The 24,785-nt window shown below is 42.5% G+C and carries 23 protein-coding genes; 7 read left to right on the top strand and 16 right to left on the bottom strand.

Annotation, left to right across the window (positions count from 1 at the left end):
* Positions 1 to 306: 306 nt before the first annotated feature.
* The 12 genes from AC25CA_RS04840 to AC25CA_RS04785 form a co-directional block, all read right to left on the bottom strand.
* Entirely contained in the window at positions 307 to 1,164 is an 858-nt protein-coding gene (locus AC25CA_RS04840) for a class II fructose-1,6-bisphosphate aldolase (protein ID WP_486815921.1), read from the bottom strand.
* Between the two features lie 62 nt (positions 1,165 to 1,226).
* The gene (ybaK, locus tag AC25CA_RS04835; protein ID WP_486815920.1) at positions 1,227 to 1,709 is read right to left on the bottom strand and encodes a Cys-tRNA(Pro) deacylase; all 483 of its coding nucleotides are present in this window, start codon (positions 1,707 to 1,709) and stop codon (positions 1,227 to 1,229) included.
* Positions 1,710 to 1,832: 123 nt separating this feature from the next.
* Complete coding sequence (locus AC25CA_RS04830; RefSeq protein ID WP_486815919.1) at positions 1,833 to 2,804, bottom strand: ABC transporter ATP-binding protein; 972 nt, start codon at positions 2,802 to 2,804, stop codon at positions 1,833 to 1,835.
* A complete protein-coding gene (locus AC25CA_RS04825) occupies positions 2,801 to 3,775 on the bottom strand; it encodes an ABC transporter ATP-binding protein (protein ID WP_486815918.1) in 975 nt (324 codons plus the stop codon). Before AC25CA_RS04825 ends, AC25CA_RS04830 begins: the two co-directional genes overlap by 4 nt.
* A gap of 9 nt (positions 3,776 to 3,784) precedes the next feature.
* On the bottom strand, positions 3,785 to 4,687 hold the full coding sequence (gene nikC / locus AC25CA_RS04820) for a nickel transporter permease (RefSeq protein ID WP_486815917.1): 903 nt from the start codon (positions 4,685 to 4,687) through the stop codon (positions 3,785 to 3,787).
* A 9-nt stretch (positions 4,688 to 4,696) separates the two neighbouring features.
* Positions 4,697 to 5,701 carry an ABC transporter permease gene (locus AC25CA_RS04815; RefSeq protein WP_486815916.1) on the bottom strand — a complete coding sequence of 335 codons (1,005 nt, stop codon included), beginning with the start codon at positions 5,699 to 5,701 and terminating at the stop codon, positions 4,697 to 4,699.
* Between the two features lie 57 nt (positions 5,702 to 5,758).
* Positions 5,759 to 7,315 carry an ABC transporter substrate-binding protein gene (locus AC25CA_RS04810; protein ID WP_486815915.1) on the bottom strand — a complete coding sequence of 519 codons (1,557 nt, stop codon included), beginning with the start codon at positions 7,313 to 7,315 and terminating at the stop codon, positions 5,759 to 5,761.
* 383 nt (positions 7,316 to 7,698) lie between these two features.
* A complete protein-coding gene (locus AC25CA_RS04805) occupies positions 7,699 to 8,448 on the bottom strand; it encodes a lysophospholipid acyltransferase family protein (protein ID WP_486815914.1) in 750 nt (249 codons plus the stop codon).
* A 22-nt stretch (positions 8,449 to 8,470) separates the two neighbouring features.
* The gene (locus AC25CA_RS04800; RefSeq protein ID WP_486815913.1) at positions 8,471 to 8,953 is read right to left on the bottom strand and encodes an NUDIX hydrolase; all 483 of its coding nucleotides are present in this window, start codon (positions 8,951 to 8,953) and stop codon (positions 8,471 to 8,473) included.
* Complete coding sequence (locus AC25CA_RS04795) at positions 8,917 to 11,985, bottom strand: efflux RND transporter permease subunit (RefSeq protein ID WP_486815912.1); 3,069 nt, start codon at positions 11,983 to 11,985, stop codon at positions 8,917 to 8,919. The genes AC25CA_RS04800 and AC25CA_RS04795 overlap by 37 nt, the downstream gene beginning before the upstream one ends.
* Positions 11,982 to 13,091, bottom strand: coding sequence for an efflux RND transporter periplasmic adaptor subunit (locus AC25CA_RS04790; RefSeq protein WP_486815911.1), 1,110 nt, complete (start codon positions 13,089 to 13,091; stop codon positions 11,982 to 11,984). The genes AC25CA_RS04795 and AC25CA_RS04790 overlap by 4 nt, the downstream gene beginning before the upstream one ends.
* Positions 13,092 to 13,185: 94 nt before the next feature.
* The gene (locus AC25CA_RS04785; protein WP_486815910.1) at positions 13,186 to 14,418 is read right to left on the bottom strand and encodes a Cof-type HAD-IIB family hydrolase; all 1,233 of its coding nucleotides are present in this window, start codon (positions 14,416 to 14,418) and stop codon (positions 13,186 to 13,188) included.
* A gap of 196 nt (positions 14,419 to 14,614) precedes the next feature.
* Here AC25CA_RS04785 and AC25CA_RS04780 point away from each other — a divergent pair, with 196 nt between their 5' ends.
* Positions 14,615 to 15,568 carry a hypothetical protein gene (locus tag AC25CA_RS04780; protein ID WP_486815909.1) on the top strand — a complete coding sequence of 318 codons (954 nt, stop codon included), beginning with the start codon at positions 14,615 to 14,617 and terminating at the stop codon, positions 15,566 to 15,568.
* A gap of 13 nt (positions 15,569 to 15,581) precedes the next feature.
* The gene (locus AC25CA_RS04775) at positions 15,582 to 16,544 is read left to right on the top strand and encodes an OmpA/MotB family protein (RefSeq protein WP_486815908.1); all 963 of its coding nucleotides are present in this window, start codon (positions 15,582 to 15,584) and stop codon (positions 16,542 to 16,544) included.
* Positions 16,545 to 16,628: 84 nt separating this feature from the next.
* Here AC25CA_RS04775 and AC25CA_RS04770 read toward each other — a convergent pair whose 3' ends face one another.
* Positions 16,629 to 17,972, bottom strand: a complete 1,344-nt coding sequence (locus AC25CA_RS04770; protein WP_486815907.1) for an MATE family efflux transporter — start codon at positions 17,970 to 17,972, stop codon at positions 16,629 to 16,631.
* 12 nt (positions 17,973 to 17,984) lie between these two features.
* The gene (locus AC25CA_RS04765) at positions 17,985 to 18,230 is read right to left on the bottom strand and encodes a hypothetical protein (RefSeq protein ID WP_486815906.1); all 246 of its coding nucleotides are present in this window, start codon (positions 18,228 to 18,230) and stop codon (positions 17,985 to 17,987) included.
* A gap of 113 nt (positions 18,231 to 18,343) precedes the next feature.
* Between AC25CA_RS04765 and rnhB the strand changes: the two genes are divergently transcribed.
* From rnhB to ilvN, 4 genes are all read left to right on the top strand, one after another.
* Positions 18,344 to 18,979 (top strand): ribonuclease HII, encoded by a 636-nt coding sequence (rnhB, locus tag AC25CA_RS04760; protein WP_486815905.1) that lies wholly within the window; start codon positions 18,344 to 18,346, stop codon positions 18,977 to 18,979.
* On the top strand, positions 18,976 to 19,494 hold the full coding sequence (locus AC25CA_RS04755; RefSeq protein WP_486815904.1) for a Holliday junction resolvase RecU: 519 nt from the start codon (positions 18,976 to 18,978) through the stop codon (positions 19,492 to 19,494). The genes rnhB and AC25CA_RS04755 overlap by 4 nt, the downstream gene beginning before the upstream one ends.
* Before the next feature lie 204 nt (positions 19,495 to 19,698).
* Entirely contained in the window at positions 19,699 to 21,357 is a 1,659-nt protein-coding gene (gene ilvB / locus AC25CA_RS04750) for a biosynthetic-type acetolactate synthase large subunit (RefSeq protein WP_486815903.1), read from the top strand.
* Positions 21,350 to 21,832 carry an acetolactate synthase small subunit gene (ilvN, locus tag AC25CA_RS04745; RefSeq protein ID WP_486815902.1) on the top strand — a complete coding sequence of 161 codons (483 nt, stop codon included), beginning with the start codon at positions 21,350 to 21,352 and terminating at the stop codon, positions 21,830 to 21,832. The genes ilvB and ilvN overlap by 8 nt, the downstream gene beginning before the upstream one ends.
* Positions 21,833 to 21,877: 45 nt before the next feature.
* On the opposite strand, the gene AC25CA_RS04740 is transcribed toward ilvN, so the two are convergent.
* Both AC25CA_RS04740 and AC25CA_RS04735 read right to left on the bottom strand, forming a co-directional pair.
* The gene (locus AC25CA_RS04740) at positions 21,878 to 23,281 is read right to left on the bottom strand and encodes a radical SAM/SPASM domain-containing protein (RefSeq protein ID WP_486815901.1); all 1,404 of its coding nucleotides are present in this window, start codon (positions 23,279 to 23,281) and stop codon (positions 21,878 to 21,880) included.
* Between the two features lie 2 nt (positions 23,282 to 23,283).
* Entirely contained in the window at positions 23,284 to 23,880 is a 597-nt protein-coding gene (locus tag AC25CA_RS04735; protein ID WP_486815900.1) for a TetR/AcrR family transcriptional regulator, read from the bottom strand.
* A 283-nt stretch (positions 23,881 to 24,163) separates the two neighbouring features.
* Between AC25CA_RS04735 and AC25CA_RS04730 the strand changes: the two genes are divergently transcribed.
* Positions 24,164 to 24,604, top strand: a complete 441-nt coding sequence (locus tag AC25CA_RS04730; RefSeq protein ID WP_486815899.1) for a type II secretion system protein — start codon at positions 24,164 to 24,166, stop codon at positions 24,602 to 24,604.
* Positions 24,605 to 24,785 lie beyond the last annotated feature (181 nt).

Here is a 24,785-nt window from a genome sequence, read left to right as displayed (position 1 = left end):
GAAAACCCCTTGAATTAAAAAAACGTTTTCTTACGAGTCGGTTGAAAACCGACGAGAGCGATAGCGGCCTGTAAGGGCGCGGAAGCATGGGGTGAACAATGAGGTCAAGGGTGGCGATAGCGACCTAAAAGGGCGCGGAAGCATGGGGTGAACAATGAGGTCAAGGGTGGCGATAGCGACCTAAAAGGGCGCGAAAGCATGGGCAGACCAATTAGGACACCGATTGCGATAGCGACCTAAAAGGGCGCGGAAGCATGGGGTGACCATAAAAAAACCCATAGGTGTCCCCATGGGTTTGTCTGGTCACTATCTCCACGCCTGGTTCACTGAATTAAACATGCGCATTTTATCTTTGGCAACTTCTTTCATCGCCTCTTTTCCAGGTGCGTTGATTTTACGAGGATCATAAATATCTGGGTTTTCCGTAACGAACTTCTTCACGGCACGGTGATAAGCCTGGCGAAGATCTGTATCGATATTGATCTTATTAATACCGGCGGCAATTGCCTTTTCAATAGATTCTTTCGGCAGGCCCGAAGAACCATGCAGTACCAAAGGCATATTGACTTTCGCTTTAATTTCCGCAATCCGCGTGAAGTCAATCTTGGGGTCTCCCTTGTAGGGACCATGGGCGGTACCTACCGCAATCGCCAAATAGTCAACTCCTGTCGCACATACAAAATCATATGCCTCATCCACCTCTGTATATACCGCGTCTTTTGCGTCAACCGCAATGTCATCTTCCACGCCGCCAATCTTCCCAAGCTCTGCTTCCACGCCAACACCTACTTGGTGAGCCATTTCCACAATTTCTTTCGTCTTTGCAATGTTTTCTTGCAAGTCATAATGAGATGCATCAATCATCAATGATGTCCAGCCCGCTTGCAAGCATTGCACTTGGCTAGAGAATTCTGTACCATGATCCAAGTGGAGGACCACAGGCACACTAGCAACTTCCGCCGCTACTTTCACCATTGCGGCCATATACTTTACCCCTGCATATTTCAAACCGCCTTGCGAGGCTTGAATAATCACTGGTGATTGTAACTCTTCCGCTGCTTCGATAATCGCTTGAATCGCTTCCATATTGTTCACATTAAAAGCACCCACTGCATATCCGTTTCTATGGGCGTGTTTCATTACATCTATACCTGAAACCAACATGCTCATTTCCTCCTTACCCATTGGACTCTTTCATCGCAGAAATCATTTTTGCAGGGACCCCGTTACGCCTCCCTTAAATCAGCCCATTGCGAATCAATCATTTTTTGCAATTGTTTCGGTGATAAACAGACCTGAATCCCTCTAGCTCCACCACTCATACAAATTTTATCATACCCCATGGCTGATTGATCAATCCATGTAGGATAGCTTTTTTTCATGCCAACAGGCGAACATCCACCATGCACATATCCCGTTCGTGCCAGCAAGTCTTGCATAGGGATCATTCGTATCCGCTTTGAGCCCGCAGCTTTGGCCGCTTTTTTCAGATCCAAAGAAGATGAAACCGGAAGACAAAAGACACAAATATTTCCATTTTCGCCTTGTGTAACAAGCGTCTTAAATACCTGATTTGGCATCTGACCCGTCTTTTGAGCAACGCTCAGCCCATCCATCAAACCATCATCAATGCTGAACTCGCGTATTTCATAGGCAATTTTTTGACGCTCCAATAGCCGGATCGCATTGGTTTTTTTCTTCTTGCTCATAGCTTTCCCTCTTTCTTCATTTCTTTCCCTTACATTGTACATCTTAATTGCACTTCTGATAAGTTCCTAAACCTATTTTTTGTACAAAAAAACGCGAGAAAAAAGTCCTCGCGTTCTCTTGTTTTATCGTTGGTCCATCAAATGGCAGGCCACAAAATGCTCCGGCTCCACTTCCTGCAATACAGGTACTTCTAACTTGCATCGCTCCGTTGCATAGCGGCAACGGGTGTGGAATCGACAACCCGATGGTGGATTGATCGGACTGGGCACATCTCCCTCCAATAAAATCCGATTTTTCACAGCCTTTGGATCTGGAATCGGAACGGCTGACAAAAGTGCCTGGGTATAAGGATGTAAGGGATTGGCATACATGGGTTTAGCTGGTGCCAACTCCATCATATTCCCCAAATACATAACCCCCACCCGATCGGAAATATGTCGAATAACATTCAATCCGTGAGCAATAAACAAATAGGTCAAGCCAAACTCTTCCTGCAGATCATCCAGGAGATTCAATACCTGGGCCTGAATGGATACATCTAAAGCCGATACCGGCTCGTCACAAACAATCAATTTCGGTTTCAAGGCCAAAGCGCGTGCAATCCCGATCCGCTGCCGTTGACCGCCACTGAATTCATGCGGGTACCGGTTTCGATAAAAAGATGGCAAACCCACGGTATTCATCAATCGCAAAACTTCTTGCTCCAATTCTTTCTTTCCAAGATTCAGGTGTAATTTCATGGGCTCTGTCACAATCTGTTCCACAGTCATACGTGGATTCAACGAGGCATAAGGATCCTGAAAAATAATTTGAATATCACGAGCCAAGGCTCTCCGTTCACGACCAGACTGATTGGTGATATTTTTCCCTTCGAAAAACAACTGGCCTGCAGTGGGCTCCAGCAATTGAACAATAAGCTTTCCCGTTGTAGATTTTCCACAACCGGATTCCCCTACCAAACCAAGGGTTTCACCTGGTGCGATTGCAAAACTCAAATCGTCAACAGCACGTACAACTTTCTTGCCTTTTGACAAGAAGCCCTGTTCAACAGGAAAGTGTTTGGTTAAGCCCTTAACTTCTAATAATGGCTTCATTCAACTTCCCCCTTTCCTTCATATAAAAAGCATCTTACTTGCCGATCCCCAAATTGCTGAATTTCCGGCATCTTTCGTTTGCAAATCTCCATCGACTGAGTACATCTCGGTTCAAAAGGACAACCTGCCGGCATCTGCATCGGATTCGGTACATTTCCTTCAATCATTGTCAGTCGACCAGACTCGCCTTCCATTTTTGGAATCGATGCAATCAAGCCTTGGGTATAAGGATGCCTGGGATCCTCAAAAAGATCCACCACATTTGCCATCTCCATAACCTTGCCGCAATACAATACCACAACTCGATCCGCAGTTTCAGCAACAACGCCCAAATCATGGGTGATCAAAAGAATTGATGTGCCAGTCTCTTCTCGCAAACGATTCATCAAATCAAGAATCTGTGCCTGAATGGTTACATCCAAAGCGGTGGTTGGTTCATCGGCAATCAATAATTGTGGCTTCGTTGCCAGAGCCATGGCGATCATCACACGCTGTCTCATCCCACCACTCATTTGATGGGGATAATCGTCCACTCGAATTTCAGGGGATGGCAATCCCACTTTGCTAAGCATCTCAATGGCAATGGCACGTGCTTCTTTTTTCGATATTTTATTATGGCGACGAATCGCCTCTGTAATTTGTTTTCCAACTGGATACACAGGATTCAAAGAGGTCATTGGCTCTTGAAAAATCATCGAAATTTCATTTCCCCGAACATCTTGCATTTCTTTGTTAGACTTTTTCAGCAGGTCCTCACCGTCAAAGATGATTTCTCCACCTTCGATTTTCCCTGGTGGCGATGGAATCAATCCCAACACAGAAAGACTCGTAACACTCTTTCCACTGCCGGACTCGCCAACCAAAGCGACCACTTCTTTTCGTCCTACAGAAAATGATACGCCGTCAACCGCTTTTGCAACCTTTCCTTTGATATGGAAGTGCGTCTCCAGTTCTTTCACTTCTAGTAACATATGCCCCTCCTATCCTTTGCGGATCCGTGGATCTAATGCATCCCGGAGTCCGTCTCCCAAAAGGTTGAATGCCATTACCGTGAAGGTAATTGCTAAACCTGGGAACAATACCAGATGATTCGCGTTAAAGAAATATGCCCGACCTGCGCCCAACATGGTACCCCATTCGGCTGTTGGAGGTTGTACACCCAGGCCTAAGAATCCAAGGGCTGAGGTATCTAAAATCGCAATCGATATTCCCAAGGTTGCCCGAACAATAATCGGTGGCAAAATATTAGGAACCACATGGTAGAGAATAATTCGCCAATCAGGATTTCCAATGGCCCTCGCCGCCTGCACATATTCATTCTCTTTCACCGACAAAACGGATCCTCGAACAATACGCGCATACTGCGGAATCGTCACAATAGAGATGGCAATAATCGCATTCTCTATTCCCCGACCCAAAACAGACATAAAGGCAATTGCCAATAGAAGTGATGGGAAGGCCAACATAATGTCCATCAAACGCATCAAAATCATATCGATCTTTCCACCATAGTATCCGGCAATAGCACCGATGATCATGCCACAAGACAAGGCAATACCCACAGCTGACAAACCAACTCGCAAAGAGATCGCAGCCCCGGCAATAATTCGACTCAGCATATCGCGACCCTGCTCATCGGTTCCCAACCAATGCGCACGAGATGGCCCTTGCAGGCTTTCTTTCAGGCTCCCACCGTATAACGGATCATACGGCGTTAAATACTTGCCAAATAGGGCAAAAAATACAAGCAAGCCGACAATGGCAAGACCAAACATGGCAGCCTTGTTTTGTTTTAATCGATCCCACATATCCCTCCATGGAGAGACACCTTGCTCTACAGGGACAATTTCTTCGTTGATTTCTTTCTTAACTTCTTCAGTCATTTGTCCCTCCTACGAATACTTGATACGCGGATCTAAAACACTATAGATCAAATCCACGGCCAAATTAACCAATACAAAGATGATCGACATCATCATTACTGTTCCCTGCACCACGGGGTAATCCGATTTCAAAATGGATTCTACCGTGTAGGAACCAACGCCCGGCCATGAAAATACAGTCTCGGTCAAAACCGCACCGCCCAAAAGACCGCCCATTTGCAAACCGATCACCGTAACGATGGGAATCATTGCATTTCGAAGGGCATGTCGCACAATAACCAGCCTTTCAACAATTCCTTTTGCCCGTGCGGTACGTATGTAATCCTGCCCCAAGGTTTCCAACATCGTTGAGCGAGTCATCCTTGCGATAATGGCCATAGAATACATGGCAAGAGCTGTACCCGGTAAGATAATATGTTCCACCGCACTCTTAAATGCCGCTGTATTTCCGGTAAGGATGCTGTCCAAGATATACAAGCCCGTCACATGCGCCGGATCATATCCCATTTGAATACGACCAGACACTGGAAACCACCCCAGCTTTAAAGAGAAAACCACAATCATGATCAAGCCTAGCCAAAAAATCGGCATGGACACCCCCATTAAAGAAATCGTCATGGACGCATAATCAAAGATAGAGTTTTGCTTCACAGCTGAAATAACACCCAAAGTCACCCCAACAACAGAGGCAACGATAATTGCAAATAAAGCCAATTCAATCGTCGCTGGAAACCGCGACATCACTTCATTAAAGACTGGTGTATGTGTAAATAATGAGGTTCCAAAGTTCCCCTGCAGCATTCCGCTCAAGAAATTCCAATACTGTTGAACCAATGGTAAGTTAAAACCCAATTCCTCTCGCAAAGCCGCCGCGTCCGCATCCGTTGCATGCTGACCCAAAATTGTCAACGCCGGATCCGATGTGAATAAATGCATGACCGTAAAAACCAATACGGAAACGCCAAACACGACGGGAATGAGATACAATAATCTTCTGAAAATATATTTTCCCATAGAAACCCCCTAAACAAAAAAACCGGTGCCGTGTTAAGGGCACCGGTTCTCAATTCTCTACTTGTCTACGCCAAACAGGTTAACTCGTCCTGTTGGATGCAATTCATATCCTGTAACGTTTGTTGTCCAAGCGCCAAGATCTAAAGCATGTGAGATTGGTACCCATGGAACCTCTTGAGCCAACACTTCTTGTGCTTGCTTGTAAGTTTCCCAACGCTCTTCGCCGTTTGGTAATTCACGACCCTTGTTCATAAGTGCGTCAAATTCAGGGTTTGACCAACCAGTATCGTTCAACCCGCCAATGCTAGCCCCTTCAAGCAATGTCAAGAAGTTGTCCGGATCCCCGTTGTCGCCAATCCATCCCATGAAGTAAATATCGCCTTCATATTGGTTTACTTTGTCTCGATAATCGGTCCAAGGATATACAACAACTTCAGCTGTAACCCCAACTTCATTCAAATATGCTTGAACCGTTTCAGCCAATTTTCCACCGGCTGGGTTGTAAGGACGTGGGTTTGAGTAGCAAATGATTTTGATTGGCGTTTGATCCAATCCCAAAGCGGCAACTTCGGCCTTTGCAGCTTCAACATCATATTTTGTCAAACCAGGATCTCCATTGTATCCAGGCATAAAGTCTGGGAAGAAACTTTCCGCTTTTGTCGCATATCCTTGATAAAGGAAATCTACAATTTCTTGCGTATTAATCGCTTTTGCAATGGCAACACGTGCTTCTTTGTTATCAAATGGTGCGCGAGTGGTATTGAAGGCCATGTAGTTGATGTTCATACCCGCAACTTTTTTCACTTCCACATCAGAACTTGATTCCAGTTGCTCAACATCATTGAAACTGATTCCGTCAATCATATCAACTGATCCAGACATCAACTCTGTTGCACGAACCGAATTCTCTTTTGTTACTTTGAAGATCAATTTATCAAAACTTGGTTTTTCGTCGCCCCAGAAATCTTCGTTTTTCAGAAGTGTAATGGATTCGTCTTTTTTCCAAGAATCAAATTTATATGATCCTGTTCCAATTGGGTTTTCCGCTACATCATCAGCAGGCTTATAGATCTGTACAGAAAGACTCATAGCCAAGTTTGCAATGAATGGTGTTGACGGTTTAGTCAATGTGATTTTAACTGTCAAAGGATCGACAGCTTCGACCGAAACAACATCTGCAAATGTAAAAGATGCATATGGCATATCCGATGTTCTGTTGTCAGCCAATTGACGATCAAAGTTCCAAACAACATCTTCAGCAGTTAAATCGCTGCCGTCATGGAATTTCACGCCTTCACGTAGATGGAAAAGATACTCCGTTCCGTCTTCTGAAATATCCCAGCTCTCTGCCAACCAAGGCATAATTTCGGTAGAACCGTTTTTATAGCGTACCAGTGTATCGGCGATTTGATTCAATACCTTCGACGATTCTCCGTCTGATACAAATGCTGAATCAAGGCTGATGGAGTCTGAACCACGTGCATAAACGAAGATCTTAGGCTCCGCTTGTGCAGGCTCATCACCGTCTGCTGCCGGTTGCGCGCCACAGCCCGCTGATAGAATCATTGCCACCAATAGTAGTAATGCAATCCATGTTTTTTTCATGTTTTTCATTTTTCCCCTTCTTTCTATATATTTCATTTGTGTAATATATTCTTAATTATTCTACTCTACATCTGTCGCTCTGTCAAGCACAATGCATGTCATAAATGTAATTGTAATCGTTAAATATAAAGGAATGTTCATAAATTGTCAGATATTTCCGTAAAGAAAAAACGCGAGAGGCCGACTCTCGCGTTTTTCTGACATCAAAAAGGGGGTTGACGTCACACCTATTGAAATAGCCATGCGGCTACTGCAAACTTACTCATGTCTTTTTTGTAACACTTTGTTCATAGTTTAGTGCATGATCTCAATAAAGTCAAGAGTTTAGAAGGAAGAATTTCCATGAAAAGGATTTCACAGAAAAAGCGTTCGATAAAATCGAACGCTTTTTCTTATTTTTCTATCTTATATTTTTCTAAATTCTGCTCAATGATCCCACGTACACGACCACTTAACTCTTTCTTTTCGCTACGATCCATATCCACCGTAGGAATTGGAGCATCAATCACCACACGTACCTTTGCCTTCTTAATCAAATTGCTACCCTTTTGCTGAATCCAGTAAGAACCCACCATGGTAACCGGTACAACATCAGCCTTTGCTTTTAAAGCCAGATTCATAGCACCCGATTTAAAAGGCAACATTTTCTCGGATGTTGAACGAGTTCCCTCCGGGTAGATCATCATAGGATATCCGTCTCGAACAAAGTCTGCACCCTCTTGAATCGCTTGCAAACTCTGACGCAGATCCTTACGATCGATTAAAACACAATGATACAAGTCCATCAAACCGGGCACGATGGGCAATTTTCTAAGTTCCTTCTTTGCAACAAACCCAAGGCTACGATCCATAAAAAGAAAGGGAAAGAATGGGTCTGCATGGCCCTGATGGTTTCCCACTAACACGTAATTTCCATGTTTGGGCAAGTTTTCATCCCCAATAATTTCCACTTCAATGCCAATAATTTTCATAAGTCGTCGAACAAATCGCTTCAACATAACAGTAAGAACCTGATCTGCTTCCTGCAATTTTCCATTTTTCTGCAATCGCTTTACCTTTGGCGCCCACATGGGTCCAATCCGCATCCATACGATGCCAATAATTGCATAAAGAATCGCTATTATTTCTCGAAGTACTGCCATAATCCCCCTCCTTATCTTCCCATTATAGCATAATTTTTTCAACTTTGGACCAAGAGAGGAATCGTTGAATCAACTGATAATCTGGGGGATTCAAAATGTCCGGAGTCGGCAGTGCAAAAATCGAAAATCGCTTGATTTCCAAGGACTCATCGTCATGGACATATGGCGTTCCCTCCCATGCTTTGCACACAAAGAGACAGGCAACATTATAGACCTGATCTCCATTTGGATATTCGTGAAACATGGCTTGACCAGCTTCTACCCCAATCAATTCGAGAGCTTTCGCTTGAACCCCAGATTCTTCAAATAATTCTCGTTTTGCAGTATCTTCTGCCTGCTCACCAAATTCCATGGCTCCACCAAAGATTCCCCAACATCCATTGTCAGTACGCTTTTGCATGACGATTTCTTGAGTCTCTGCATCGTACAAGACAACGCCAGCACCTGGCATAAAAATAGGGTTTTTCCCTACATACTTTCTGATTTCTTGGACATAATTCGCCACTCTTTTCTCTCCTCCATCAAACTATATACGACGGGAATCACAATCAAGGTTAACACAGTTGCAATCATAAGGCCAAAGATCAAAGCGATGCTCATAGGCTGAAACAAATTGCTTCCCCCAACCGCCAACGGAATCAATCCAATTACGGTCGTCGTTGTCGACAAGAGAATCGGACGAATTCGCTTATTTACCGCCTCTCGGCATGCCTTTTGCACATTGTGTCCCTGCGCCCGCTCAAAATTAATAAAATTGATCAAAACGATTGCATTATTTACAACAATCCCCATTAAGGATACCATACCTAACAAGGCAGTAAAAGAGAGGGGTTGACGGAAAATCGTCAGGCCTAAAATAGAACCAATCAAGGACAAAGGCACCGTCGCCATAATAATGGCTGGCTGTAAAAATGAATTGAACTGTACCAAAAGAATCAAGTAGACCAGAGCCAAAGACAATAATCCCAAGGGAACTAAGTCACCAAAATAACGGCTAACAGATTCCCGCTCCCCGTCATAGGAGAAGGCAATTCCATTCCAATCCCGTTTATTCAATTCCGCTTCCAGCTGATTCTCTATAGAAATCGGATCATATCCCTTGGCTGCATTGGCATAAACAGAAACAATTCGTTTCCGATCCTCATGACGAATGATGGGCAATTCACTCTTCAGTTCAACATCAGCAATCTGCTTAAGTAAAATCTTATTTCCTGTCATCTGAGAATAAACTGCCAAGTTTTCCAAATCATCAAGAGTTTCCATGGTGCTGGCCAGACGGATATTCGATTCCCTGCCTTCTTGGCGAAAAACCGACACATCTCGGCCTCTAAGGGCTAAATTCATTTCATTTTGAATGTCGTACTTGATGATTCCCAAAGCGGCGGCACGGTCTGTATCCACATTCAAGTAATACTCGTAGATTCGATTAACCGCATTGTTTCCCACCTCAATAGACCCAGGAATCTTAGTGAGTATTTCCTGTACGTCCTTTGCAGAACGTGCGAGCTCGGACAAATCGTCGCCAATCAATTTAACCGATACGCTATAAACCCGTGGTTCTGCCAACTGCAATTGACGAACGAAGGCTTGTCCACCCACCAATTCTTGATCCAGTTTCCGCTGCAAGCCATTGACCAGAGCCTGTTGATCCTCAAAGTTTTTCGATGCCTCCAGAGAATAACGAAGAACAACCTGCGAATAATCCGACGAGCGAATTGGTGGACTCAAGGTTGTTGCGAATTTCGGAAATCCATCGCCAATCACCTGGCTGACTTTTCCTACTTCATCAAACGCCTTCATAATCGATACCGCTTGATCTGACACCACTTCCGTACGAGCCAGATCCCCATCAACTTCTGAATAAATGTCCACATACAATAAATCGGTATCCTTAAAAGGAAATACACTCATGGTCAAGAATAAAGCGAGGCTGCCAATGGCAATAGCTGCCACCAGAACCAAAGCCAGGGTTCGTCCCCGATGCTTCATGGCTCTGTCCAATAGTCTTCCATAAAAATCCCGCACCCGGCTCTTTTTAAACCGCGCATGGCTAGGTTTAAAGAACAGGTAGGCAAAGGTTGGCGTCACCAGGAGAGCTATGCCATAGGATGCAATAAGCGCCATCATCACGACCAATGGCAAGGCATGCATATATTTTCCCGCAGTATTGTTTAAAAGCAGGAAGGGCGCATAGGCCGCAATCGTCGTCAGGGTAGAGGTCAAAATCGGAACCGCAACCTCCTTTACTCCATCCACACAAGAGGAAAGGCGATCTAGACCCGCATCAATTCGTAATTGAATGGCATCACTAACCACTATGGCATTGTCCACCAGCATCCCCAATGCGATAATTAAAGAGGCAATGGAAATCTCATGAATCTTTAAACCCAAGCCATCCATACCCAAAAAGGTCAGGGCAATAGACAGAGGTATCGCCAAGGAAACAATAATTGCATTTCTAGGCCCCATTCCAAGAAGGACAACAAGAATAACAAGTAAAATCCCCAAAATTAGGTTGACCATAAATTCATTCACTGCCGTCTCCACGTCATTCGGCTGATAGACAATGGTATCAAAACGCAAATCCTCCGGAAGATTGGACTTGAGCTCTTCAATCGTCGCATCGACTGTATCGCCAATGGTAATCACGTTTTTACCCGACTCAAAGTATCCCGTCAACAAAAGGGTAGGCACGCCATCATCTTTCACCTTATAGCTCGAAGAAGCAGGAACAAATTTCACCTCGGCAATATCCTTTAATCGAACAATTGCACCACTATCCGGCGAACCATAGACAATGGTATTCGCAATCTCGTCAAGCTCCGAATACATGCCTGTTGCACTCACTTGAATTTTTCCGTATTCATCTTCAATTACGCCAGATGGAATTGCCAAATTCGATGCAACAATCAACTTCGACAACTGATCGTAGGAGAGATTATATTGATTCATCTTCTTAAAATCAACGAGAATCTGCAATTCCTCTTGCTGCTTGCCTGTTATTTCAAACCGACTCACCCCATCAATCGCAGTCAATGCTTCCTTTACCTGATCTGCATAGATCTCCATCTCCTCATATGTATAATGGGTGCTCGACAAAGATATTAACATCCCTGCAGTTGAAATCAAATCGGTATTCACTTCAATGGGCAAGGCGAATTCCGGCAGGTCTGCTTGAAGATCGGTCATCCGCCAACGAAGCTCCGACCAGGTTTCATCAATTTCTTGGTCACTCACGCTTTCCTTCAATTTGATCACAATAACTGCAACCGAATTCTTCGATTGTGATGTCAATTTATCGATTCCCTCTAAAGCGCTGACTTCATCCTCAATCCGTTTAGTAACCATGGTTTCAATATCATCTGGACTCGCTCCGGGATATACGCAATACACCATGGCATAAGGCACACTGATATCCGGGGATTCCTGTTTTGGCAATTGAATATATCGTACAAACCCAAAAATCAACAAAAAAATCACAAGGGTTATGGTCACTCGTCTTCGTTGAATGGCTCCTGCAATGATCCCTCGTTTCATTCTTCCATCTCCCGCACAGATACACCCTGTCCTTCTTCAACATAAGCCATTCCCATAACAACAACTTGATCTCCTGCTTCTAGCCCTTCCACTTCGACAAATGTGTTGTCAATTTCCATACGAACAATATTTTTCTTTCCGATAAGTCCCTCTTCCACCACATAGATATAGTCACCCGACTCGTCATTCATAATACTTTGAATGGGGATTTGAATGACCTGCACCCGCTCCAATATCAGATCCACATTTACAATGGTTCCCAAGCGAAGGTCCGATTCTTCCAATTTTACCTGCACCTCATAGGTAAGGGTTTCCGAATCCGGCACTTCTGCAATCCAATCGATCGTCCCTGTACAAACTTGATCACCAAAGGTGCATCGGGCATTCTTTCCAACCTGTAAATCAACCACTTGGTCCTGGGTGACGAAGAGTTTGACGCGGCTTGTAATACCCCTGAGGATAATGACGGGATAACCTGCACCTACGAATTCTCCTGGTTCATTCAATACACGAACCACATGACCCGGATTCGTTGCGCGAATAACACTTTCATCAGCAATTTTACCTGCACCCGAATAACCAGCTTGGGCCTGTTCAAAAAGCTGATAGGCCGAATCGCGATCTTCGATCAGAGTATCCAGCTGTAGCTTGGCTTGATCCCGCTCAAAGGCTGAAACTGCTCCCGATTGGAAAAGAGTTTCCATTTTTTCATAGGTCTCTCTTGCAAACTTCATAGCCGCACTGGCCTTTTCAAATTGAGAGCGTGCCGCCTCCCATTGGGCTCGGCTTGCATCCACTTGCAATTGCACGGTTTCCGGATCAAGAGTCGCCAGAATTTGTCCTTCTTCCACCCGGTCTCCTTCCGTTACCACAATAGAATCTACTTTTCCGTTAGCAGGAAAACTCAATTTTTGCAAACTCTCTGTATCCATCATACCAATGTAACGATAGCTGTGTTCAACCAGTTTAGTTTCCGCGGTAATTACACGAACACTCATTGGAATGGTTTCTTCCAAGGGTTCTGGTTGGCATCCCGACAAGGTAAAAAGCCCTATGACTAATACCATAAGGACCACGTCTCCGATTTTTCTCTTTTGACTGCTCATTCTGCTCATCCCCAATCGTAAACACTTGTTCATTATTCATGTATTCAGCGTATCATGGCATCGAACCTTCGTCAATAAAAAAAAGCTGATTTTCTCAGCTTCTTAAGAATTTTTCAATTCGGTTCATCAAGGCCTCTGGGTCATCGGTTCCTTGAGATAATTTTTCAATGGGACAAAGATCATCCTGCTTTCGATTCATGACAAAGGGAGACAATTCCTCATAAGTGAATGTCGAAAATTTTTCTTTTTTACATACGGCCAAAGCAGATTCACTCATCACAAAGGTAAATAAGGATCGAATATCCACTGATAAGGCCAACATGGCAGCTGCTCGACCAATCACGCGATCTGCCAAAACAGCACCGGTTAAATCCACCTCTGACAGTAGAGCTTCATACATAGGACGGATTCCTTTTTTATGGCTCTCGAACAATACATCACCATCCCGAACAAAAACAAGCGCACAATCATTCATCTTTAAATAGGAAATTGCAAAATCCTGGTCCGCTTTGATTTGCGCATCGACAATCTCTTCCACGGCTTCTATCATGGCAGCAACGGCCGATTCTGAATTCGCTGGCATCACCCGCTCCGCAATCTCTTTCAGTCGAGGGTTGGCATTTTCAACACACCAGCCATGGGTCACCGTCTGAAGCATGGCAAAATCATTCATATTGTCTCCCAGAACAAAGACCTTTTCCCGATCCATACGCAAGCCACGAATCACAAATTCCAATGCCTCGCCCTTGGAAACACCTTTCGGCAACAATTCAATGGTGGTTTCATATGACTGGACAATTTCAACCTCATCAGTCTCTTCCTTTAAATAGGCTTCGAATCGAGGTAATTCATCCACCCCTATAGAAAACAAGACCTTTGCCCACGATTCGCCCATTTCAGACAATTGCTTTCTCGGTATCGTAAACGTTCGATAAAGCTCTGGATCCCTTCGAAAGATCTCATTCTCTCGAACCATGGTCAGTTGACCATTAACAACAGTCATTACCCCTGACTGTGGAAAGTCATCCATCACTTGCTGTGCAAATTGTTCGATTTTGTGAGGCAAAAATCGTTCCATAATCATAAAGTCAGAATTAAAATCATAGATCATTCCACCGTTGGACACTATGGCTGGCACATTCATAATCAGCTCGTCCAAGAAGGGTTCAATTTCTTCTTGAATTCGCCCAGTGGCAACCGTAAATCGTCCGCCATTATCAATAAAATATCGAATCGCTTCCGCGTTTTTCTCACTTACCTGATGTTCCTCATTTAACAAGGTGCCATCTAGATCTGAAACTATTAAATAACCTGTGAACTTTCCCATATATATCCTCCTTTTTTATGGCATATCTTTGTCCGAATTGTAACTTTTTTATGTATATCCAGGTTAAAAAGCGCTCAACCATAGTGTTCATAACGCTTACAAGGGTTTTTCCCTGTATTTGACACCCCTTTCCAACTACCCGTATTATGGAGATAGAATTTGACTTTGTTTAGAGTCATCCCAAGGAGGAAAAAAGATGTTTGACCTAATTCAACAATTGAACCCTGTAGCCATAACGATTATAACACTAATCGCCGTGGTATTTCTATTGGCATTTATTTCCACGATTCTCGTGAGAAATCGCTACGGCAAAATCAGTCGGGATTTCCATAGAAATCATAAATTAAAGAATCCTAATTTTTCCGAAATCGTCCTAACAAAAATTGCGGAGGATTATCGAAAAGCAGCGGAGTCCAACGGACCCGATGTCAACACCCAAGCCATTATTGAAAAATACTTCAACAAAGAACACAACACATTGGCTTTGGGAGAACGGTTTGTCAAGCAAGCCACTTCCATTATGATCATCTTAGGTTTATTAGGTACCTTTTACGGATTGACCCTTTCCATCAGCGAGCTGGTCAATTTGTTAAGCAATGGCGGCGGTATGGAATTTACCAACGTTGAAGGTGTCGTCACCGGTTTGATTGATTCGGTTCAAGGCATGAGCGTTGCCTTTGTCACTTCTCTCTTCGGTATTACCGGCTCCGTCATTTTAACCTTTCTTACCACCTTCGCCAATATCGGCGTTGTACGAGAAACCCTGCTGGTTGAGGTCGAATCATATTTGGATAATGTAGTTGCAAAGGACTACTCCACTCGCATGCAAGAAGAATATCAAATGCTGGCGCAAGCCGTTCAACAAGTATTTGACCGCTACGGCGATCAATTATCAAATGACTTAATCCATTTGGCTGAGGATTCCACTCTTCAATTGACCAAGACAACGAATGAGCTTCAAACGTCGTCAAAAGCAATGATGCAAGCAATATCCATGTTTGCGGCATCCTTGGAAACTTTCTCGGAAAACACCCGGGACTTGACGGAATTCAACCATCATTTGAAGACCAATATCGAACGGATGAATGTCAGCTTTGCAGACCTAACGGATACGCTGAAAGAATCAACAGACAACGTCCATAGTGCGTAAGGAGTGATCAGCGATGAAAATGCGACGCAGAAACTTTAGAGAAACAGAAGAGGCACCAAATTTTTGGCCCTCATTTACAGATATGATCTCCACAATCGCCTTGATTCTTTTTTTCCTCATGCTTCTATCTTATGTTCAAAATATCATTACTGGGACCAATCTAAAAACAAAAGAAGAAGAATTACAATTAGCTAATGCTGATATTCAGGAAACCAAAAAAGAATTGATGATCTTGGAAGATCAGTTAGATGAGCTCAACGCAGAGATCGACGAAGGACAAAGAATCCTACAGCTTTCCTTGATTCAGATGTCTGAACAGCAAAAGATTATCGGCAATTCCAATCGAGAGTTGGCCGAACTAAGAGTTAAACTCGATCAATTGGCAGCCCTGCGCTTCGAAGTTTTAGAAGCGGTTAAGCAATCGATCGAAGAAGAATTAGGTGGATTTACATCCAATGGTGATTCAGTTGTTACCATCGGAGAAAACGGAAACATCATTCTTAACAGCAGCGTCTTGTTTGCGCCAAGTTCGACCGAAATTACGGAAGAAGGCCAAGCATTGATTGGAAAACTGGCAGATGCTTTCGAGAATATCCTGGATGATGAATCCATTCGACAATTTATTGATGTAATCGAGATTCAAGGTCATACGGATAAGCGACCGGGCATGAGTCCCAATCGAAAGCTTTCCACAGACCGCGCATCGGCTGTTACAGACTATATGGCTTCCGTCAATCCAAACCTAGAAGGTAAATACGGCGAATACATCGCAGCCTCTGGTTACTCGGAGTACCGCCCTATTGACTCAAGTGCAACAGAAGAAGCTTGGGCGAAAAACCGACGGATAGAAATTGCCATTGGCTTGAAGGATCCAAACCTTCAAAACTTGATCAACGAATATCTCAATGGTACCGATCAATTGATGGGCATCGCTTCATCGTCAAATGATGAAAATGCATCAGATCAATCAAACTAAGAAAAAGAAGGATTTCCATTATTGGAAATCCTTCTTTTTCTATTACTGATCGCGTTATTTTTAATTCTCGTTCATTAATTAACCTTATAATTCATCCACCAGATTCTTTGCCCATCGGTTGGTCAAAACCCGTGGCAGACCCACCGCTGTCTTGGTAACCTCCATCAGGTTAACCAGCGCAAAAACCCAGACAATCGGCCAATGAAGAATATAAGCACCAAAAAAGGCCAATGCCGTTCCCACAAACCAAACCGAGCCCACATCAACAAGCAAAGCGAATCGCGTGTCGCCACCACTTCTTAGTACGCCAACAATGGTCGTCGCATTCATCATGCGAAGGGGCATAGAAATCGCCATTACTGTCAGCAAACCACTAGCAATTTGCAGGGTATCATTTTGTACCGTATAGAACTGAAGTGCAAATGGCTTGCTGAAGAACAGAACCGCGCCCAGAACAAGACCCACCGAGCAGGCAATCATCAGGAACCAACGGCCCTCCTGCTTTGCCTCTTCAATTTTTCCTTCTCCCAGGGTGTTACCTAGGATTACCGCACAAGCATTGGCAACACCAAATCCAAAGACAATAAACAGTCCATTAATGGTATTGGCAATTTGAATACTCGCCACCGCTTGGGTGCCAATATGGGCATAGGCAACCATGTGTAAGGTCATGCCTAGCGCCCACAAAAATTCATTGAAAATGACGGGACCAGATGTCTTTAAGACCGTCAACACAAATTCCTTCGAATATGAAAAATAGGCCGAAATCTTCGTCAATAAGGGACTCCCCTGACGCTTCATCAAGATGATTATCAGGAAAAACTCCATCCAACGAGCAATTGCTGTTGCAATTGCCGCCCCCTGCACCCCCAACTGCGGAAATCCAAAATTCCCGTATATTAGGCAATAATTCAAAAGTGTATTGCTTCCAAGGGCAATCATACTCACAATCATCGGCAGTTTTGCATTCCCAATCGAGCGGGATGAGAATCCAAATGCAAAGGAAAGGGCTGTGGGCAAATAACAGAACACCACAATTCGTAAGTACTGGCTACCCAGCCGGATCACTTCTGGATCCTTGGAATAAAAACCCAAAACCAAATGAGGCGCCAACCATCCCAGGCTGGCAAATACCGCAGTCCCCATCAATGCAATGGTCAAACCCAATCCAAGGGTGCTATGGATATTCGGTAAATCTTTTTTACCCCAGAATTGCGCAATGAAAACCGTCATTCCACTCAATGTACCAAAGATTAACAAATGAAACAAAAAGAAAAATTGATTGGCCAAACCGACCGCGGCAATTGACCCCTCACCCAGAGAACCAATCATAATGGTATCCACCAGATTCAATGAAGATGCAATCAGATTTTGCAAGGTAACAGGCACCGCAATCGATAACAATCTTTTTACAAAATCCTTATTCATCTTCGCATTCTCCTATTTTTTTCCTTCTTCTTTCCAATCGTGAATGACAATTTCCACCGCAGCAATCTCTGCACTGTTAGCCGCATCCATTATATCGCCGCGTCCACCTTGATCATCACCCATGCGAATATACAAGCTATCCAACAATCGCTCCAAATCTTCTAATTTAAGGTTGGGGTTTGTCTCCCGATCAACCATCAAACTCTCGTAGGTTTTATCAAATACCTGTTTATAATGTTCCTCTAAATAATCCTTCATAAAAAACACTCCTTTTTCCTCAATCGAATCAATGATAAAATGAAATTGGTTCTATTTGATTCAACCTTTATATTAACGGAAAGACCCGAACATTTCAATGACTGGAGAATAAAATGACGAAAAGAGACGAGCGACTAACAAACTTATATGCTTACGACAACACCTATAACGATGTGAACCTTTGCGGAATCGATGAAGCTGGCCGCGGATGCCTAGCTGGACCCGTGTTTGCTGCCGCTGTAATTCTACCGAATACCCCTTGGCCACAAGACCTCAACGACAGTAAAAAAATTGCTGAAAAAAAACGCTACGTCCTCGCAGAAGAAATCAAATCTTTAGCCCAGTGGGGTATTGGCATGGCTAGCCCAGAAGAAGTTGACACCATTGGCATACAAAAAGCAAACTTTCTGGCCTTTCAGCGTGCACTGGATCATCTGGCCGAACAGTTTCATATCCATCCAAAACATATTTTGATCGACGGCAATTATAAAAATACAGGCATTGCCTCCTCTGAAAACATCGTCAAAGGCGACACCAAAAGCGCCTGTATTGCCGCTGCCAGCATCTTGGCCAAGACGGGTCGTGACCAATACGTAATCGAACATTATGATAGCCAGGCACCCCAATATGGATTTGCCAAGCACAAAGGGTATGGCACCAAACAACATCAAGAAGCAATCATCGCCCACGGGCTCACTCCATGGCACAGAAGAACCTTTTGCCGCAAATTTACAGGAGGCGAAAAATGACACGTTGGAAAAGCTTCAATCATCGAGGTGATTATACCGAGAACCTGATCGATGAAGTCAATGCCCTTTATGACCGCCAAGAACTGGCCTTGGTAACCAAGGTTCCAGTTCCCATCAAGGTTATTGAGATTGGTGACGGGATTATCAACAAAGCCTTTTTTGAAAAAAAATCAACCGTGGATTATATCGGTATGTGTCAAGGATTTGGTCTCTGCTTCGATGTTAAAGAAACCAATCAAAAATACCTGCCCCTAAAAAACATTCACGAACATCAAATTGTTTATATGAACACCTTTAAAAAACAAGGCGGTTGTGCTTTTATCATCTGCCACTTTAAAATCACCGGGGGATTTCATCTCATTCCACTAGAACTTTTAAATTACTACTGGTATGAATCCTCGCGACAATCCATTCCCTTAGATGCCATGGAAGAAAAAGGATACCCAATCCCCATGGAACAAGGTTTACCCAATTACTTATCCGCTGTTAACACCTATATCAGCGCAAAAAAATAGGGAAGCGAATTCGCTTCCCTTTTCCTATGCATGAAAATTTTTCTCGGCACTCGATTCGTCTACCACTACACGAACCTTCTTTTGAATGAAGTTCGATTGCAAATAAACTTTCCTTCGATTAACGTGTTAAATATAAACTTTTCTTGCTGCCATTTGAGTAGCATGATATACTTTTTAACAATACTTAAAAGGAGGGGTGATTTCATGAAAATAAAAGCATGCGATGCGATTATAAAATGTCTTGAAGAGGAAAATGTAGAGATCTTATTTGGCTATCCAGGGGGTGCCGTCTTACCCTTATATGAATCGCTGAGAAAGTCTAGCATCGAACATGTACTCGTTAGACAAGAGCAATCTGCAGCACACATGGCAAATGGCTACAGTAAGGCCTCGGGTAATGTTGGTGTTTGCTTAGCAACTTCAGGACCAGGAGCGACAAATTTGATCACTGGAATCGCAACGGCATACATGGATTCAATCCCACTAATTGCTATAACCGGACAAGTATCTTCAGAGTTGATTGGAAGAGATACCTTTCAGGAAGCAGATATTAGCGGTGCGAGTGAACCCTTTACAAAACATAATTATCTCGTAAAAGATGCAGCAGAACTTCCAAGGATTATGAAGGAAGCTTTTTATATAGCGAATACTGGAAGAAAAGGTCCCGTATTAATTGATATTCCTAGAGATATACAAGAAGAAATCATTAACTTCGTATATCCCTCCAAAGTGAGTATTCGAGGGTATAAACCAACCTATGCAGGAAATACACGGCAGATCGATAAAGCCGTTAAAACGATCAATAAAGCAAAAAAACCTATTGTATGTGTGGGTGGAGGCATTTCATCTTCTCATGCTAAAAAGGAATTAAAGCAGTTTATTGAAAAAACTAAAATACCGGTCATCTGTTCACTGATGGGAATTGATGCTTTTCCAAATGATTCCGAGTACTTTTCTGGACTATTGGGTTCTCACGGATACCCATATGTGAACAAAAGCATTCATGAATCCGATCTGCTGATCGTAATCGGCGCAAGATTTGCAGACCGGTCAACACATATGTTGAATAAAAGCGAACTCACTCAAAATGTCATTCATATTGATATTGATCCTGCTGAAATTGGTAAAAATGTGTCTACCAATATTCCAATCGTAGGTGATGCTAAAAACATACTTACCGCATTATTAGACTATGAATTTACACTAAACACTGATGAATGGTTAAGCTTCTTACAAAAAAAACGACTTGCATACAGAGAAAGAATCTTACAGAAAACAGAAAATGGTGATATCAATCCAAGACGACTTGTAAAGATGATTTCTGAAGCCATGAACGACAATGGCATATTAACGGCCGATGTTGGCTTAAACCAAATTTGGGCAGCACACTGCTTCAATGCGACTCACGATAGAAAATATATGACATCAGGTGGATTAGGAACAATGGGCTATAGCATTCCTGCGTCAATTGGTGCCAAATTCGCAAATAGCCAAGCTGACGTGGTTGCAGTTGTAGGTGACGGCGGCTTTCAAATGCTCTTAGGTGAACTTGCTGTAATTGCAGAACATGACTTAGGGATAAAAATTATTATCTTTAACAATAGTCAACTCGGTATGGTTAAGGAACTTCAAGATAATGCCTATGGCAAACAGTCCAACTACGGCGTTAAAATTGCTTTTAATCCTGATTTCATTAAACTTGCAGATGCCTATGGTATTGAAGGCCTGCGGATATCTAAAGAAAGCGAAATGGAAAACGCGGTTAAACAAATTTTCGAAAGTAAAAAAACATTTCTATTAGAATGTATGATCGACCCTGATTTTCCATCAACACCGCGCTTAGGAGGAAAATTATATGAATAAGAATAGACATGTTTTATCAATATTGGTTGAAAATTATTCAGGAACACTGAGTAAGGTCGCAGGACTTTTTAGTCGAAGAGGCTACAATGTAGATACGCTAAATGTTGCGGAAACCCAAGATCCCAACATATCAAGAATCACAGTTACCGTAACTGGTGATGTCTATATCCTTGAACAAATTACAAAACAATTGAACAAACTAATCAATGTAATCAAGATCACTGATTTGACGAAACGCCCTTCTGTTTTGAGAGAACTGATGCTTATAAAAATTCATTCGAATACCCAAACAAGATCAGAATTAATTCAAATTGCAGATATTTTTAGAGCAAAAATTGTAGACGTTAGTCCAAAGAGTGTGACGATCGAAATAACCGGCGATGAAGATAAAAACAAGGGTCTTCTAGAATTGGTTAGACCCTATGGCATTGTTGAAATGTCGAGAACAGGACTTACCGCATTGGAACGGGGATAAAAAAACAAGGGAAGCGAATTCGCTTCCCTTGTTTTTTGCATATAATTATGCGTATTTCTTTTCTTTCGATTTTTCTTCTGTATCAATAGTTTCCGCTTGTTTGATCCCCGCCGGCGATTGAACCCAAATTTTATCGGCCATCGGTGCCCACTTGCTAGCAATCGGAAGACACTTATTCATCAAAAACTCTGAAGATTCATGATCAACGGGTTGAGTGGAATGAGCACCCGACTCACTAACCATCTCATGGATCATCGTCGGGTTATCCAAAATTGGACAAGGACGAAGATGATTGCAGTTAAAAGGTTGTCGTGCCGCATAAGCTTTAAAAATTGGTGATGCCAAGGCTTCTTTCAGGCTAACATCCTTGATATTCGTATCTGAATAGTGAACAAAAGCGCATGGCTCCACATCCCCAGCAGCATTAATGTGGAAATAGTTTCTTCCACCTGCAATACAACCATCGACATATTCACCATCATTCCAGAAATCCATAAAGAACATGGGCTTGTTTCTCCGCATATCACGAACTCTGTCATACATAAAGGATCGTTCGTCCGGCCGAGCCACAAGGTTCATGTCCGCATCTTTCCCAATGGGCATATAAGTGAAAAGCCACATAAAATAGGCGCCCAGATCCAACATGTCATCGGTGAATTTTTCTGCACCAATTTCTTGATAATTATAGTGATGGTAACAAACAGAGGTTCCAAAGAATACCCCTCGTTCCTGCAATAAACGCATACCTCGTGTTACGCCCTTATATGTACCCTCTCCTCGTCGGAAATCTGTAGCTTCCTCATCGCCTTCCACACTAAAGGCAAAAGTTAAGTTACCCACTTCAGCAATCTGATCAGCAAAGGTCTCATCAATTAAAGTACCGTTTGAAAAAGCTAGGAAGAAACAATCATCATGACGCTTGGCCAATTCAATTAGATCATCTTTTCTAACTGTTGGTTCTCCGCCTGAATATAGGTAAACATAGATGCCCAGTTCTTTCCCTTCTTCAATGATTCGATCCAATGTTTCTAATGACAAATCATTTTTCTGATCGTACTCTGCCGCCCAGCAACCCGTACACTTCAAATTACATTTTGCAGTTGGATCAATCAAAATTGTCCATGGAATCCGAATTCCTAATTCTTTTTGCAATTCATTTTTCTTTGGAATACCGAAAACAACTGAGTTTAAAAAGAAATTCACCGCAAACTTTTTCTGCATCTTAGGGTTAACCGTTCTAAAGAATTTTTGTATAGCGATTGACCACGGATCCTCAGGATCCTTCATACGTACCTGTGCAGACTGAATCACTCGAATATCTCGCGGATTAGTTGCAAACTTCTCTGCCAATTTCAGGATTTTCGGAAGATTTTTTTCCGGGTTCGCATTCAAATATTTTACCGCCTGCTGCACTGCAACCTGGCTGCCAAATTCTTTTATTGTTTTCATGACTAATTCCCCTTTCGTTTTATACCATTCAATAATGCATGTGTAGTTTCCAAATACTCATCAATGGTTGGTGTCTCATCATCCAATAGAATCGCCAAAGATTCTACAATCGCTAATAAGATCGAAGCTAGCGCTTTTTCGTTGATGCTCTCTAAAATTTCACCCGCATCCTTTGCTTTTTTCAATAAGCTTTCAAAATTCTTTAGGATCTGATCAGAAAGTCTAAATATTTTGCCTTCCAATTTTTGATCGGTTCGGTGGATCACTCTCCAAAAATCAAGAAATCGATTGCTTAAAACACTCTCTGAAAAATTTTTTACAAGATACTCTAGTAGGTATTCTACACGATCAAGATTGGATAAATCCAAAACCAGGACTCGATCAACTTGTTCTTCGAAGTAACCATAGGCACGCTTTACAATATAATAATAGATTTCATCCTTGTTACGAAAGTATTTGTACAAAGAAGTTCTACCCATTCCCGTTGCCTTTGCAATATCCTTCAAATTGGTTTGATAATAACCCTTTTTCGCAAATGCCTCAATGGCATCACTGGCAATTTCCAACCTTTTTTCTTCATAATCAACAATCTTTGGCATAGACAGCATCATCCCCTTATTGTCATTAATGACATTATTTGTTTTATGGACGTTAGTGTTTTTATAGACGCTTGTGTCATTTATAACTTTATTATATGCTCATTCTCAAAAAAATCAACCATATTTTCTTTAATAATTTATCAATTTTTTATTAACAAATCAAAGTTCTACGGACTTATTCCTAAACTTGTAAGAAATTGTAATGGTTTTTTCTGCTATTATCTTTGTATTCTTGGTTTTTTTAGGTATCATATAAGTAAGGAAAAAGTAGACGGAGGAAAAAATGAAGAATCAGGATGGTTTTACCTTACTTGAATTAATCGTTGTACTCGCCATACTAGGAATTATTTTAGCAATTGCTGTGCCCAATTACCTGGGAATCAATGAAAATGCAAATGACAATGCACAAGCCGTACAAGCCTCTATGATTGCTAAATCCTTGCAACAAGAATTTGCCAATGATTTCGCAAGCGTCGATACAACACCGAATCCAGATGAGTTAATTGCAACCCTCGAAAGTGGAAATAAATTCGTAACTGGTTGTAAAATCGATGATAATACACCGATCCGCGGTCATCTTTGTTATACCTATATCGAGGACGGAAATGAAACCTATCCTTACTTCTATTTTGATGTCGATGCAAGTACCGATACCATCACCATCGAATATAGAAAATCCGAAACAAACATTCTCAGCGACCTCGCAGTCGTTTCTTATTATTAATTTATATCGCTAAAAGGCCCTTTGCTTTTTCTGCAAAGGGCCTTTATATATTTACATATCTGTTTTTCAAAGAATAAATGATCTCGCCAAAACCAACATGAGTAACCATGTCCGCCAAATCAAATGGTGCTTTCCCACCCCACAATAAGATGTCTACCCATACAGCATCCGTTACTAAATT

Source organism: Gottschalkiaceae bacterium SANA (genome assembly GCA_036323355.1).
Taxonomy (GTDB): domain Bacteria; phylum Bacillota; class Clostridia; order Tissierellales; family GPF-1; genus GPF-1.
The sequence above is the reverse complement of the archived record's forward strand: the minus strand, read 5'-3'. Positions and strand labels throughout refer to the sequence as shown.

Bases quoted from the DNA above. Each gene is read 5' to 3' on its own strand.
- AC25CA_RS04780 (WP_486815909.1), top strand. From the start codon at position 14,615: ATGTTTGACCTAATTCAACAATTGAACCCTGTAGCCATAACGATTATA.
- AC25CA_RS04765 (WP_486815906.1), bottom strand. From the start codon at position 18,230: ATGAAGGATTATTTAGAGGAACATTATAAACAGGTATTTGATAAAACC.
- AC25CA_RS04825 (WP_486815918.1), bottom strand. From the start codon at position 3,775: ATGTTACTAGAAGTGAAAGAACTGGAGACGCACTTCCATATCAAAGGA.
- ybaK (WP_486815920.1), bottom strand. From the start codon at position 1,709: ATGAGCAAGAAGAAAAAAACCAATGCGATCCGGCTATTGGAGCGTCAA.
- AC25CA_RS04790 (WP_486815911.1), bottom strand. From the start codon at position 13,091: ATGAGCAGTCAAAAGAGAAAAATCGGAGACGTGGTCCTTATGGTATTA.
- AC25CA_RS04795 (WP_486815912.1), bottom strand. From the start codon at position 11,985: ATGAAACGAGGGATCATTGCAGGAGCCATTCAACGAAGACGAGTGACC.
- AC25CA_RS04830 (WP_486815919.1), bottom strand. From the start codon at position 2,804: ATGAAGCCATTATTAGAAGTTAAGGGCTTAACCAAACACTTTCCTGTT.
- AC25CA_RS04815 (WP_486815916.1), bottom strand. From the start codon at position 5,701: ATGGGAAAATATATTTTCAGAAGATTATTGTATCTCATTCCCGTCGTG.
- ilvB (WP_486815903.1), top strand. From the start codon at position 19,699: ATGAAAATAAAAGCATGCGATGCGATTATAAAATGTCTTGAAGAGGAA.
- AC25CA_RS04810 (WP_486815915.1), bottom strand. From the start codon at position 7,315: ATGAAAAACATGAAAAAAACATGGATTGCATTACTACTATTGGTGGCA.
- AC25CA_RS04805 (WP_486815914.1), bottom strand. From the start codon at position 8,448: ATGGCAGTACTTCGAGAAATAATAGCGATTCTTTATGCAATTATTGGC.
- nikC (WP_486815917.1), bottom strand. From the start codon at position 4,687: ATGACTGAAGAAGTTAAGAAAGAAATCAACGAAGAAATTGTCCCTGTA.
- AC25CA_RS04730 (WP_486815899.1), top strand. From the start codon at position 24,164: ATGAAGAATCAGGATGGTTTTACCTTACTTGAATTAATCGTTGTACTC.
- AC25CA_RS04770 (WP_486815907.1), bottom strand. From the start codon at position 17,972: ATGAATAAGGATTTTGTAAAAAGATTGTTATCGATTGCGGTGCCTGTT.
- AC25CA_RS04840 (WP_486815921.1), bottom strand. From the start codon at position 1,164: ATGTTGGTTTCAGGTATAGATGTAATGAAACACGCCCATAGAAACGGA.
- AC25CA_RS04755 (WP_486815904.1), top strand. From the start codon at position 18,976: ATGACACGTTGGAAAAGCTTCAATCATCGAGGTGATTATACCGAGAAC.
- AC25CA_RS04735 (WP_486815900.1), bottom strand. From the start codon at position 23,880: ATGCCAAAGATTGTTGATTATGAAGAAAAAAGGTTGGAAATTGCCAGT.
- rnhB (WP_486815905.1), top strand. From the start codon at position 18,344: ATGACGAAAAGAGACGAGCGACTAACAAACTTATATGCTTACGACAAC.
- AC25CA_RS04785 (WP_486815910.1), bottom strand. From the start codon at position 14,418: ATGGGAAAGTTCACAGGTTATTTAATAGTTTCAGATCTAGATGGCACC.
- ilvN (WP_486815902.1), top strand. From the start codon at position 21,350: ATGAATAAGAATAGACATGTTTTATCAATATTGGTTGAAAATTATTCA.
- AC25CA_RS04775 (WP_486815908.1), top strand. From the start codon at position 15,582: ATGAAAATGCGACGCAGAAACTTTAGAGAAACAGAAGAGGCACCAAAT.
- AC25CA_RS04740 (WP_486815901.1), bottom strand. From the start codon at position 23,281: ATGAAAACAATAAAAGAATTTGGCAGCCAGGTTGCAGTGCAGCAGGCG.